This window comes from Adhaeribacter terreus (assembly GCF_042657365.1).
Taxonomy (GTDB): Bacteria; Bacteroidota; Bacteroidia; order Cytophagales; family Hymenobacteraceae; genus Adhaeribacter_A; species Adhaeribacter_A terreus.
Window position 1 is genome coordinate 1 of the sequence record NZ_JBHSKT010000002.1, and the last position, 12252, is coordinate 12252.

11 protein-coding genes and 1 rRNA gene are annotated in these 12252 nt (G+C 42.9%); 10 read left to right on the top strand and 2 right to left on the bottom strand.

Annotated features, from left to right (window positions below; all coding sequences use genetic code 11):
- The 9 genes from rrf to rlmH all read left to right on the top strand — a co-directional run.
- Window positions 1–90 (top strand): 5S ribosomal RNA (rrf, locus tag ACFPIB_RS02930); the annotation flags it as partial.
- Window positions 91–553: 463 nt separating this feature from the next.
- Complete coding sequence (locus ACFPIB_RS02935) at window positions 554–2566, top strand: BatA domain-containing protein (protein WP_378015930.1); 2013 nt, start codon at window positions 554–556, stop codon at window positions 2564–2566.
- Window positions 2567–3841, top strand: a complete 1275-nt coding sequence (locus ACFPIB_RS02940) for a dihydroorotase (RefSeq protein ID WP_378015931.1) — start codon at window positions 2567–2569, stop codon at window positions 3839–3841.
- 52 nt (window positions 3842–3893) lie between these two features.
- On the top strand, window positions 3894–4409 hold the full coding sequence (locus ACFPIB_RS02945; RefSeq protein WP_378015932.1) for a DUF4199 domain-containing protein: 516 nt from the start codon (window positions 3894–3896) through the stop codon (window positions 4407–4409).
- A 28-nt stretch (window positions 4410–4437) separates the two neighbouring features.
- Complete coding sequence (locus tag ACFPIB_RS02950; protein ID WP_378015933.1) at window positions 4438–4959, top strand: DUF4199 domain-containing protein; 522 nt, start codon at window positions 4438–4440, stop codon at window positions 4957–4959.
- Between the two features lie 5 nt (window positions 4960–4964).
- The gene (locus ACFPIB_RS02955; RefSeq protein WP_378015934.1) at window positions 4965–5942 is read left to right on the top strand and encodes a glycosyltransferase family 2 protein; all 978 of its coding nucleotides are present in this window, start codon (window positions 4965–4967) and stop codon (window positions 5940–5942) included.
- A gap of 1 nt (window position 5943) precedes the next feature.
- Complete coding sequence (locus ACFPIB_RS02960; protein WP_378015935.1) at window positions 5944–7089, top strand: glycosyltransferase; 1146 nt, start codon at window positions 5944–5946, stop codon at window positions 7087–7089.
- 113 nt (window positions 7090–7202) lie between these two features.
- Entirely contained in the window at window positions 7203–8330 is a 1128-nt protein-coding gene (locus ACFPIB_RS02965; RefSeq protein ID WP_378015936.1) for a COX15/CtaA family protein, read from the top strand.
- A gap of 103 nt (window positions 8331–8433) precedes the next feature.
- Window positions 8434–8907, top strand: coding sequence for a 23S rRNA (pseudouridine(1915)-N(3))-methyltransferase RlmH (rlmH, locus tag ACFPIB_RS02970; protein ID WP_378015937.1), 474 nt, complete (start codon window positions 8434–8436; stop codon window positions 8905–8907).
- Window positions 8908–8926: 19 nt separating this feature from the next.
- Here rlmH and ACFPIB_RS02975 read toward each other — a convergent pair whose 3' ends face one another.
- Complete coding sequence (locus tag ACFPIB_RS02975; RefSeq protein ID WP_378015938.1) at window positions 8927–9463, bottom strand: cupin domain-containing protein; 537 nt, start codon at window positions 9461–9463, stop codon at window positions 8927–8929.
- Between the two features lie 206 nt (window positions 9464–9669).
- The gene (locus tag ACFPIB_RS02980) at window positions 9670–10656 is read right to left on the bottom strand and encodes a hypothetical protein (protein WP_378015939.1); all 987 of its coding nucleotides are present in this window, start codon (window positions 10654–10656) and stop codon (window positions 9670–9672) included.
- Window positions 10657–11045: 389 nt separating this feature from the next.
- Between ACFPIB_RS02980 and ACFPIB_RS02985 the strand changes: the two genes are divergently transcribed.
- Window positions 11046–12191: a hypothetical protein gene (locus ACFPIB_RS02985; RefSeq protein WP_378015940.1), complete on the top strand. Its 1146-nt coding sequence runs from the start codon at window positions 11046–11048 to the stop codon at window positions 12189–12191.
- Window positions 12192–12252: the final 61 nt, after the last annotated feature.

Below are 12252 nucleotides of genomic sequence, written 5' to 3' on the forward strand. Positions count from 1 at the left end.
TTCACCTCTTCCCATTCCGAACAGAGAAGTTAAGCCCCGTAGCGCCAATGGTACTGCTGTCAAAGGCGGGAGAGTAGGTAGCCGCCAACCCCATTTAACTAAACCCCAGCTTAGTAATAAGTTGGGGCTTTTGCGTTGTATTGGCCTGAAGGAAATCGGAATTGAAATTGCTTGTTTCAAACCTATAGCTTCGCTTTGTGAATAGGAAAAGTGTTTTAGATTGGGATTCAAACCCGATTTAGCAAACTTTAAAAATTAGGCCTTTTCAACTTGCATCCATATCCATCTTTTATCTGCTCCCATCTTTAATTATTCAAGCCTATTCAGCAATACAAGTTTGTGGAGCTTAAATACTGAATGGCTATTTTAAGAAAACTTGAATGCTTTTAGTTTAATTGTAATATAATTTGCAGCACTTTTTACGTCATTTTACATACCGTTTTACCAGCAGATAATTTATTGCTTAATAATTTTATCAGCTAAATACCAGAATATTAGATTCGGAGTTTATTATTTAACTTCCTTTGCCTAATTTCACCGAAAGTTTTCTTGAATGGTATTACAAGCTCCTTATTTTCTTTTTGGCCTGTTTGCAATTGCTATTCCGGTTATAATTCATTTAGTGCAGCTGCGGAAACCGCAACGAGTGCTATTCACAAATGTCGCTTTCATTCGCCAGGTTGAAAATATTACTTCCAATCAACGCAAGCTGAAACATTGGCTCATCTTACTCAGCCGCATTTTATTCCTCATTTTTATGGTACTGGTATTTTGCCAGCCATTCATTCCTGCAGCTGATAGTGCAGTTAGTAAATCGCAAAAAATAAATGCTTACCTCGATAATTCGGGGAGTATGCAGAATGAAGCAGAGGCTGGGGGAATAAGCCTTATGGATAAGGCTATTGATGAAATGAGCAAAATCAGTGAGAATTTTCCTGATCAGACCGGTATTTCTTTACTCGATAATGCTTTTAAGACCGGTAGCTGGCGGAATCTGAATAAAAAAAATGTAACGAATGCGCTTCACGAAATATCTTTTTCACCTGCTCAGAGAAAAGCAGATGTAATTTTCTCACGTTTAGTAGGGAATAGTTTACAGAATAATAGCATTACTTTCTGGTTCTCTGATTTTCAAAGATCTACTTTCGATCAGACTTTTTTTAGTAAAATTGATACCGTTTCGGAAATAAATCTGGTTAAGTTGACGCCTGCTGCGGTTAATAATATTTTTATTGACAGTGTAGCGCTGGAAGATGAACTTGTACGAGTTAATGAAAATAATCGTTTACTGGTAAAAGTTGCTAACAGAGGAACAGATCAGAAAAGTAATATCAGTTTAAAGCTTTTTATTGGTAACCTGCAAGCGGCAACTACTTCGGTAACGGTGGAAGCGAATAGTTCTGCGAATGCGCAGCTTGACTTTCGTTTAACGCAGGGTGGAATGCAGCAAGCCCGGCTTGAAGTGGAAGATCAGCCTGTTACTTTCGATAATAAATACTATTTCACACTGAATCCAACGGAGGCTATCCGGATCCTGGACATTAGTAATGCAGCACTCACAAATACCAGCCGGCTCTTTTCTAATGAACCTATCTTCAAATATCAACAGGTAAGTTCAGGATTGGTTAATAGCCGCAATATTGCGCAGGCCGATATTGTGTTGCTGAATGAGATTGATAATTTGGATGCTGCACTTCTCGATAATCTGAATAAGTACGTGAAAGAGGGGGGGAATCTAATGATTATTCCTAATGGTGAGAAGAAGGGAATTTCTTTTTCAAAGCTTTTCAGCAGTTTGGGTTTACCGGTAATCGTTTCCAACGATACTGCTATTGCTCAGTTAGCGCTTCCTGATATTAAGAATCCATTTTTCCGGAATATCTTTTCATCCCTTGATAAGCGTTTGCAAATGCCACGGGCTCCAAAAATGCTAACCTGGCCGCGTTCGGATGATGATCTGCTCGTATTTAAAAACGGGAGCAATTTTCTTTCGCAGTTCAGTTCCGGAAAAGGAAAAGTATATGTTTTTGCGGCGCCATTAACTTCAGAAACGAATGAATTCAGCCGGAATGCTTTGTTTGTGCCTGTAATGTATAAAATGGCGCTTTCGAGTCATGATTCTGAACAGCAATTGGCTTATAATTTCAGCCAGCGTATTTTTTCGTTGCCGGTTAAAGCCTTGGATGTGCGCAAGAATGTTTTCAGTCTGGAAAAAGACAGTCTCAAATTTATTCCGGAGCAGCAGTTACGCAATGGTAAAATGTATTTTACCGTTCCTGCCGAAATGCAGGAAGCCGGTTTTTATGACTTAAAGCATAGCGATTCTACAGTTGCAATGCTGGCCTTTAATTACCCGAAAAGCGAATCTTATTTAGATACTTATTCCGCCGAAGAATTACGGCAACTTATACCGAATAAAAATGTGAAGATTTTTGAAGCCGGCAGCAATGCAAGTTTCAGTGACCAATTTATTCGTGATACGCAGGGCACTTCGCTTTGGCAATATTGCCTTTTGCTGAGCTTATTTTTTCTTTTAGTTGAAATTCTATTAATCAGGTTCCTATAAATGGATATTCTTTTTAAAAACGTAAAAGTTTACGCTCCCAATTCTCCTTTTCATTTACAAACGCTGTCGCTGCATATTCAGCAGGGCAAAATTTCGACTATTGGAACCGAAAACGAGCAAGCAGAAAGCGTGATCGAAGCAGATGGGCTTTGGGTTTCGGCGGGTTGGTTCGATATGCACGCAGAAATTACGGACCCGGGTTTTGAGCACAAAGAAGATACCGTTTCGGCAGCGAATGCGGCTGCAGCGGGCGGTTTCACAGAAATGCTTTGTTTTGCCAATACCGAACCTTTGCTGCAAACTAAAAATGCATTGCAATCTTTAAAACAGCAAACCAAAAACTTGCCGGTAACTTTCCATGCGGTAGGTGGCGCCACCATGAATGGAGAAGGAAAAGACCTGACGGAAATTCTGGATATGCAAATGCATGGCGCGGTTGCTTTTTCGGATGGTAATATAGGCATTCAGCAGGCCGAAGTAGTTTTAAAGGCGCTGCAATATTTACAGATCTCAGATGGTTTGTTGATTAACCGCGCGGAACACGTGAAGCTTAACGACCGGGGGCAGATGCACGAAGGCATTGTGAGTACGCGTTTAGGTTTGAAAGGCATGCCGGCTTTGGCCGAAGAGTTACAACTGACACGCGATCTGGAATTACTGGCTTTTAATGGCGGCAAACTGCATATACCGTTTATTTCTTCAGCAAGATCGGTTGAAAAGATACGCGAAGCGAAAGCAAAAGGCCTGAATGTAACGTGTGGCGTGGCTACGTATCAGCTGGCTTTTACCGACGAAGACATTGTTCCTTTCGATACGAATTACAAAGTGAACCCGCCGTTGCGCAGCGCTGCCGATAGAAAAGCATTGGTGGAAGGTTTGCTCGATGGTACGATCGATGTATTGGTTTCGGGGCATAAGCCGGAAGATGTGGAGAACAAGAAACTGGAATTTGACCATGCTGCTTTTGGCATGATAAACCTGGAAACGGCTTTTGCGGTAGTACGAACTTATGCCAAAGAATTGCCCCTGGAAGTTATTCTGGAAAAAATGATCGTGAACCCGAGACGCATTCTGAACCTGCCACAACCGGAAATAAAAGAAAATGTTGATGCGAACCTGACCTTTTTCCAGCCGGATGTTTCTTGGGTTTATGCCGAAAATACTGTGCGATCAAAATCGAAGAACAGTCCGTTTATTGGCATGGAGCTTACCGGAAAAGTTTTCGGAACGGTACATAATGGCCAATTTGTGCGAAACGAAGCCTACCATGGTTGAATTTCTCGGAAACTGTTTTATCTTGCTTATCCATTAGTATATAAATTTTAAGATGCTCGACCAGGCTATTGTCCGGACTGGAATTAAATTTGGTGTTTCCTGCGCTTTGGCCGGCTTTCTGGTGGTATTGGCGCTCTATTTTGCGGGACTTAATCCATATGGCCAACTCATTATCTGGGGCTGGATCTTTATTCCGGTGGCCATTTTCTGGGGGCTGAATTATTTTAAAAAATTCAACGATCAGCAATTAAGCTTTGTAAAAGCCCTGAAAGTGGGTTGGTCTATTGCTTTTTATACTGCGCTTTGCTCAGCCATGCTGCTTTATGTGTTTTCTATTGTAGCCGGTTTCGAACCTATTCAGCGCCATATTACCGAAATGAAAATGCTGATGGATGCTTCACGCGAAGCAGCGATGCAAACGAAGGTGATGACCAAAGATGCGTTTGACCAGACGTATGCGCAACTCGATAAAACCACGCCTTATATGCTGGCTGTTGACGATTTTATTAAAAAATTCTTCGTTGGCTTTTTATCGGCAATTGTAGGCGCGGTATTTTTCCGGAAATAAAAACAGTATCTTAAACAACCCTAAAACTATGAACGAACAGAAAACAGTTACTACCTCGGGCACGGCCGTACGCTATGGCCTTATTGTTGGTCTTGTATGCGTGATTTACAGCCTTATTCTTTCTCTTGCTGATTTAAGCATGAACCGTTGGCTTAGCTCCATTTCTTACCTGTTTATTATTGTGGGTATGGTTATGGCGTTCAAATATTTTAAACAGCATAATGGCGGTTTTATGAGCTATGGCCAGGGGTTGGGAATTGGTACACTCATGTCGCTGATAGCCGGGATCATTACCAGCGTTTTCATGTACATCTACGTGAAATTCATTGATAATACCATTATGGAAAAAGCCATGGAAATGCAGCGCGTTGAAATGGAGAAGCGTGGTATGAGCGACGCCGATATTGATCAGGCAATGGAAATGGCCTCTAAATTTTCCGGTCCGGAAATGGTGCTGATCGGTGGAACATTCGGCTTTTTGTTCATCGGTTTTATTATTGCGTTAATTGTTTCGGCCATTATGAAACATACGCGCCCCGAATTTGAATAATTTTAATGAATAAGCCTCAATTTGATATTTCGGTTGTGATTCCGCTTTTAAACGAAGCGGAATCGTTACCGGAACTTACCGCCTGGATTGCACGCGTGATGCAGGCAAACAATTTTACGTATGAAGTGCTCCTGATAGATGATGGCAGCACCGATAACTCCTGGAAGATCATTCAGGAATTAAGCGCGCAGAATGCAGCCATAAAAGGATTGCGGTTCAACCGGAATTACGGCAAATCTGCGGCACTAAACGTTGGTTTTAAAGAAACCCAGGGTGAAGTGGTTATTACCATGGATGCTGACCTGCAGGACAGCCCCGACGAAATTCCGGAATTGTATCGCCTGATAAAAGAGGAACAATACGACCTGGTTTCGGGCTGGAAAAAGAAACGGTTCGATCCGCTCAGCAAAACCATTCCAACCAAATTATTCAATGGTGCCACCCGCAAACTTTCCGGCATACAGCTGCACGATTTTAACTGCGGCCTGAAAGCTTACGACCAGCGCGTGGTAAAAAGCATAGATGTTTACGGCGAAATGCACCGTTATATTCCGGTAATTGCCAAATGGAACGGCTTTGGCAAGATCGGGGAGAAAGTTGTGCAGCACCAGGAACGCAAATATGGCACTACCAAATTCGGTCTGGAGCGTTTTATTTATGGCTTCCTCGATCTGATGTCGATCACGTTCGTATCGCGGTTCAAGAAGCGGCCTATGCACTTTTTCGGAACTATGGGCACTGTGTCTTTTATGATCGGTTTCCTGATAACGGTAGGGTTGATAACGGAAAAAGTGATCCGGGCATTTAATAACCAACGCGGCCGTGATGTAGTAGATCAGCCATTATTTTTCCTGGCTTTGGTGGCGGTAATTATTGGCGTGCAGTTATTTTTAGCCGGCTTTTTAGCCGAGATGATCTCCCTTTCCGGTTCCCGCAAAAACGAATACCTGATCCGCGACCGCATTGGCATAAACGGTATCTGAAATGAGTAAAAAAGTCGTGATGATCGGACCGGCGTACCCTTTGCGTGGTGGCCTGGCAACGTTTAACGAGCGTCTGGCGCGCGCCTTTATTACAGCCGGCGACGAAGCTGAAATTGTAACGTTCAGTCTGCAATATCCCGATTTTTTATTTCCCGGCCAGACCCAATTCTCATCAGATCCCGCGCCGAAAGATCTTAAAATTGAAGCTCTGGTTAATTCGGTAAATCCCTTGAACTGGCTAAAAACCGGGCTTCATATAAAAAAGCAGAAACCCGATATTGTCATTTTCCGGTTCTGGCTGCCTTTTATGGGGCCGGCTTTAGGAACCATTGCCCGCATCATTTCCGGCAACAAACACACCAAGATCCTGGCTATTACCGATAACGTAATTCCGCACGAAAAGCGCCCCGGCGACTGGATCTTTACAAAGTATTTCCTGAGTGCCTGCCATGGTTTTATTACGTTGAGCCGTTCGGTGCTGGAAGATCTGAAAGAATTTGTGCCCCAGAAACCGGCGGTTTACCACCCGCATCCGCTCTACGATAATTTCGGTGAAAGCCAGCCCAAAACGGTAGCTAAAACGGCCCTAAAACTCGATCCCGAAACCAATTATCTGTTATTCTTCGGTTTTATCCGGGCATATAAAGGCTTGGATCTGCTGCTGGAAGCGTTTGCCGACGAACGGTTGGTGAAACTAAAAAATGTAAAGCTGATTATTGCCGGCGAATATTATGAAGATGCGGAACCGTATGAAAAACTGATCAAAAAGTACGATCTGGAAAACCGCATCGTTCGTGCTACAGATTTTATTCCGAACAGCCAGGTTGCTACTTATTTCAATGCCGCCGATCTGATTGTGCAGCCTTACAAAAATGCCACGCAAAGCGGCGTTTCGCAGATCGCCTATCACTTCGACAAACCGATGCTGGTTACGGATGTGGGCGGCTTAGCCGAATTGATTCCGGACGGAAAAGTAGGGTACGTAACGCAACCAAACCCAAAAGCGATTGCGGATGCTATTTTCGATTTCTACACTTCAGGGAAAGAAGCTTATTTTATTGAGCAGGTGAAATTCTATAAACAGCAGTTTTCGTGGCAGGCTATGATTGAAGCTATTGAAGAAGTAGCGGAAAAGATACCACGCTAGCTTCAATTTCCTGGCAATAGATTCCACAAAACGCTATGCTTTCAGGCCAAAAAACTCCGGAAAAGGAATTAATTGCAGGATTTACGGGCGGCTTGTAGTACCTTTGTAGCGCCATGAAAAACAACACTTTACCGCGCAGCGCCAAACCGGTAGCCATCTGGCTGTTAGTAGGCGTCGCCATGATAATCGTACAAATTATTCTGGGTGGTATTACCCGCCTTACCGGTTCCGGACTTTCTATTACCGAGTGGAAACCGATTTTAGGAGCCATTCCACCCATCGGCGACCAGGCCTGGCAAATTGCTTTTGAAAAGTACCAGGAAATTGCCCAATTCAAGAAACTCAATTCGCATTTTACCCTTCCCGATTTTAAATTCATATATTTCTGGGAGTGGTTTCACCGTCTTTGGGGACGTTTACTGGGTGTAGTTTTCTTCATTCCATTCCTTATTTTCTGGAAACAGGGCCGCTTTAAAAAAGACATGGTAACTCCGCTCATTGTGTTGTTTGTGCTTGGCGGCTTACAGGGTCTTATCGGCTGGGTCATGGTAATGAGCGGCCTCAACGACGAAAACCTGTATGTGAGTCATTTCCGGCTGGCCATCCATTTTATTGCGGCCATGATTCTGCTGGTTTATACGTTCTGGTTTGCCCTGAAATTACTGGTGCCGGAAAAAGCATTGGTTATAGATGCTTCGCTGAAAAAGTTTGCCTGGGTAATTATTGCTTTGCTTACCGTGCAGTTGGTTTACGGGGCGTTCATGGCAGGTTTAAAAGCCGGCGCCTTCGCCCCAACCTGGCCAAGCATTAACGGGCAAATGATTCCGGAAAACATGACTACTTTAGGCGAACGCCAATGGTCTTTCTTTGCCGCTTTAGGAAATCACCCCATTGCCATTCATTTTGTGCACCGGAATATGGCTTATTTGCTCACAGTTTTAATAATTCTCTGGAGCCTGAAAGCTATTCAGAATACGGGAAGCACCTTATTCAATAAGATCAGATTACTGCCGCTGGCGCTCGTACTGGTGCAGGTTTTTCTGGGCATTTTCTCGGTATTAACAAGCCTGAAAGCGGTAAAACAAGGTTTCGGTATTTTTGAATGGAACGCGCAATTGCACCAGATTGTGGCCATGCTATTGCTGCTTTCGCTGGTGGCAGTAGTTTATGTGTTGCGCAACAAAAAAACGGTATCTGTTCCGGACGAAAAACTCAAAAAAGAAGCGGTTCTTACTGCGTGACAGTTAGCTGAAATTCCTTGTAGCGTAGGGTTTAAAACGTACGCTATTTTTTAAGTCCCGACTTTTTTACCCGAAAACGCTACCGTTTCTGCCCTGAAAACCCATGAAAATTAAACTGATAGCCATTGGCAAAACCGACGAAAAATTTCTGGAAGAAGGCATAGATAAATATCTGAAACGCCTGAAACATTACCATAGCTTTGAGTTCAGCATTATTCCGGATATTAAACAAGGCGGGAAATTTACGGCCGAAAACCTGAAAGATGCCGAAGGAAAACTCATTCTGCAGAAAATTCAGGAAGGCGATTTTGTAATTCTGCTCGATGAAAAAGGGAAAGAATTTACTTCCGGGGAGTATGCTAATTTCCTGCAGAAAAAGCTGAACAGCGTAACTACCAACCTGGTTTTTGTTATTGGCGGAGCGTTCGGTTTTTCGCCGGCAGTTTATGAACGGGCCAACGATAAAATGGCGCTTTCTAAAATGACCTTTTCGCACCAAATGGTCCGATTGTTTTTCATCGAGCAGCTTTACCGCGGTTTTACCATTTTGCGCGGCGAAAAATATCACCACGATTAAGTACGTATTTTTGCATCAATTAGTGCTTTTCATGCGCCTTTTTAGCATCCTGGTGCGTTTTATGAATGGTGCCCGCCGGGTGGTTGGCCGGGGCGTAAATGCTGTATAATTTCAGGTCGGTTTTTCCGGTGTTTTTAACGTTGTGGTAGTAGCCCGCCGGAATTAAAATGGCCCAATCGTCGGAAACAGTTTTATTGAAGCTCAGATCCTGCTTGGTTTTTCCCATCAGTATCTGCGCCTGGCCCTGTTCAATTCTTAAAAACTGATCTACCGCAGGGTGCATTTCCAGGTCAATTTCTTCGCCGGGTTTTACATTCATGAGCACCATTTGTAAATGCGCCCCGGTCCATTTTACGTGACGGAAACTGGTGTTTTCCATGGTGGCTTTTTCAATATCCAGCACGAAGGGTTTTTTGCCCATGTCATCGTTCTTGGGTTTATCTTTTAACTTACTTCCGTTTTTGGCTTGCAGATTTTTGTTGTTTAAGTTTGGCAGCATGAAAATGAAAATTGTAGTAATAAGAATTGCTATTTGGAAAACGGATATTTTTTTCATGATTTAGCAGGTTTAAGTTAAAGCTCTGACGATAAATTTTTGCATAAACCATTTATAGCTATGCTGTTATATAACCCGGCAAGCCGGGTTTTGTTTGGTAAATAAAAAAGGCCGGAAGATCACTTCCGGCCTTTTCAGGTATTTTTTTTATAGTAAAAACGCTATCGTTTTAAGAGTAAAAACTCAAGCTATACCGCTCGCTGAATTTAGCGCCACGAAATATTGCCACGGCCGCCGCTAATGCGATAACCTTGCTGATCGCGGGGCCAGATAGCAGCTTCGTTGGTGAGTACAATCGGCTGGGCAGCTTCGGAAGGAACAATGGCAATGGCGGTATAATAGGTTATTTCGAAAGTTTTGTAACTCCACACGGCAATGTATTTCCCATCCGGCGACCAGGTTGGGTAACTTTCTTCGTTATCGTTATCGGAGGCGGTTAGTTGTTTTAAGTTGGTACCGTCGATATTCATTGTCCAGACGTGCTTGTTGATGATGAACGCTATGCGCTTGCCATCGGGGCTGGCAGCCGGGTGAATGGGGACAGGGTTTGCGAGCGTTGGATCAATATTAGTTAAGGTTCCGGTATTGCCGGTAATGGTAGCAATATACAAACCGGATTTAGGGTTTGGCGTACTGGAAACGTATCCATCTGAAGAGAAAACGCCGGCGCCAACCAAACGACCGTCCGGCAACCAAGTGGCATTATAAAAATCCGGAATGCCGGCCACATAATTTCCCTGCAGATCGATAATTACAGTACCATCTTTTACCGGATAATCCGAGGGGTCGAACACTTTGCGGTGCGTAAAGGCAATTTTAGTACCATCCGGAGAGAGCTGCGGCGCATAAATGGCTGTTGTTTCTTTCGCATCGTAAATTACGGTTTTTTGTACGCCGCTGGCCGTGGTCATTTCCAGCCGCTCAAATACGCCGCCAACGTGTAGGATATTCCCATTAGGCATCCGATATGGCATCCGGCCTTCAAATAACTCAGGATCGGCTTTGGTGGAAAAATTATATTCGCGGATAGAAGAAGACCAATCGTGAGTCAATTTGCCGGTCCAGGTATTGGTGAGTACGGGTTCCGGCTGAACAACGGTGTCATCGTCATCACTGCCGCAGCCCGAAAAAAGCAAGGAGCTACCAGCCACCAGTAAAGGTAAAAGAAAGCGGTTTTTAAATGTCAGTTTCATAGTCAATGATTGGCTTAAAGCGTTAGACCTTAATGTTTTGTAAGCAATTTAAAAGGTTTTAGCAATAATTGTTATAAAAGATGAGGAATTGAAAAACAAAAGTGATGTCTGGTTCTGCACTCTTGTTTTTTTGCACCAGAAATTAAGGGTTTTATACACCTGAAATTCTCAAAAACTTTAAAGGCATATAATAATATTGGTGAATGGAAATTGTGTTTAAAGCATGTGGTTGATTGTCAGTGTTTTGAATGATTGTTATTGGGCGGGAATTTAAGTTAAGAATTACCTGATACTTAATAAGTTGGTTACTTTTACACTAGAACAAAATATAAAAGCCTATGTATAAAAGAATTCTACCCGCTGCATTTTCCTTTTTGCTATTGTCAGGAATGGCAAAAGCACAGGATATTAATTTTGAAAAAGTGAATTTCGAATATGTGCGTTTGCCCTTGCAGCCACTGCCGAAAGAACTGAAAACGTATTCTGGTAATGTTGTGCTGGTTTATAAAGATGAAGTAGAAGCCAATAAAGCTGCCCGCCAACAGGAAGTAGCCGATATTAAAGCCAAAGCCGCCGCCGACCAGGATGAGTACAAAAAGAAATCATTCGGCGAAAAAGCTTTTAACAAAATTGTGCTGGAAGAAGGTAAACCAAAAGGGCCGTATATTGGCAAAGATCCTTACCTTCCTAAAATGCACGATGCAGGGATTTTAGCTAACTCTTACATTCAGATTCCGGGTTTTACAAAACAAGATGCCAACGCCGATATCCAAGCTTCTGTGTTGCTGAACGGTTTTGCTATGTCAGATATGTCTGAAAAGACCAAGCAATCTTCCGTTAAAATTAATGGCGTAGAAACTTCTTCAACCAAATATTTTTACGAAGTTTCCTATAAACACCCGATCACGTTGCGTGTGCAGGATAAAACCGGCCGTATTCTGCATGAATCGCCAATCGAATCGCTGAACGAAACGATCACCGCTAATACCGGCGAGTTTAAATCGAAAGAAGCACTGGAAAAATACTGGAGCGAAAACCAGAATACTTTCCTGCGTGGCCTCGACGAATCTTTAATTACCCGCAATATGAATATTGTGAAGGATGAGCTGGCCAGCCGCTATGGTTTTGCCAAAATGCCAAGAGCAACTTCCGTGATCAACATTAAAGACAAAAAAGTTTCTTACGACGACTTCAACCAGGCTTTCGAAAAAGCTACCACTGCTTACAGCAAACTTGCCCTTCTGGATAAACAAGCTGAAGCCGCTACCGAGCTGGAAAAAGCCGTAGAATTATGGAACAATGCGCTGAAAGAATCTGACCTGAAAAATAAGAAAGCCCGGGTAGATGCTAAAGTTACGGCCGCAACGCACCTTAACTGCGCCGAAGCGTATATGTGGCTGAACAATTATGAAGAAGCTGAAAAACACATTAACAAAATTAAAGTGCTTGATATCAGCAAATACGAATCGCTGGCCAAAGAACTGAACACGGTAATTGTAGAGCAGAAAAGCCGCTACAATAATAACAAAATGTAAGTATTTACATTGTTGGAATAAAAAAGGGAAAGACTTCAGTCTTTCCCTTTTTTATTTATCT

Bases quoted from the DNA above. Each gene is read 5' to 3' on its own strand.
- ACFPIB_RS02940 (WP_378015931.1), top strand. From the start codon at position 2,567: ATGGATATTCTTTTTAAAAACGTAAAAGTTTACGCTCCCAATTCTCCT.
- ACFPIB_RS02935 (WP_378015930.1), top strand. From the start codon at position 554: ATGGTATTACAAGCTCCTTATTTTCTTTTTGGCCTGTTTGCAATTGCT.
- ACFPIB_RS02955 (WP_378015934.1), top strand. From the start codon at position 4,965: ATGAATAAGCCTCAATTTGATATTTCGGTTGTGATTCCGCTTTTAAAC.
- ACFPIB_RS02965 (WP_378015936.1), top strand. From the start codon at position 7,203: ATGAAAAACAACACTTTACCGCGCAGCGCCAAACCGGTAGCCATCTGG.
- ACFPIB_RS02950 (WP_378015933.1), top strand. From the start codon at position 4,438: ATGAACGAACAGAAAACAGTTACTACCTCGGGCACGGCCGTACGCTAT.
- ACFPIB_RS02945 (WP_378015932.1), top strand. From the start codon at position 3,894: ATGCTCGACCAGGCTATTGTCCGGACTGGAATTAAATTTGGTGTTTCC.
- ACFPIB_RS02985 (WP_378015940.1), top strand. From the start codon at position 11,046: ATGGCAAAAGCACAGGATATTAATTTTGAAAAAGTGAATTTCGAATAT.
- ACFPIB_RS02980 (WP_378015939.1), bottom strand. From the start codon at position 10,656: ATGAAACTGACATTTAAAAACCGCTTTCTTTTACCTTTACTGGTGGCT.
- ACFPIB_RS02975 (WP_378015938.1), bottom strand. From the start codon at position 9,463: ATGAAAAAAATATCCGTTTTCCAAATAGCAATTCTTATTACTACAATT.
- rlmH (WP_378015937.1), top strand. From the start codon at position 8,434: ATGAAAATTAAACTGATAGCCATTGGCAAAACCGACGAAAAATTTCTG.
- ACFPIB_RS02960 (WP_378015935.1), top strand. From the start codon at position 5,944: ATGAGTAAAAAAGTCGTGATGATCGGACCGGCGTACCCTTTGCGTGGT.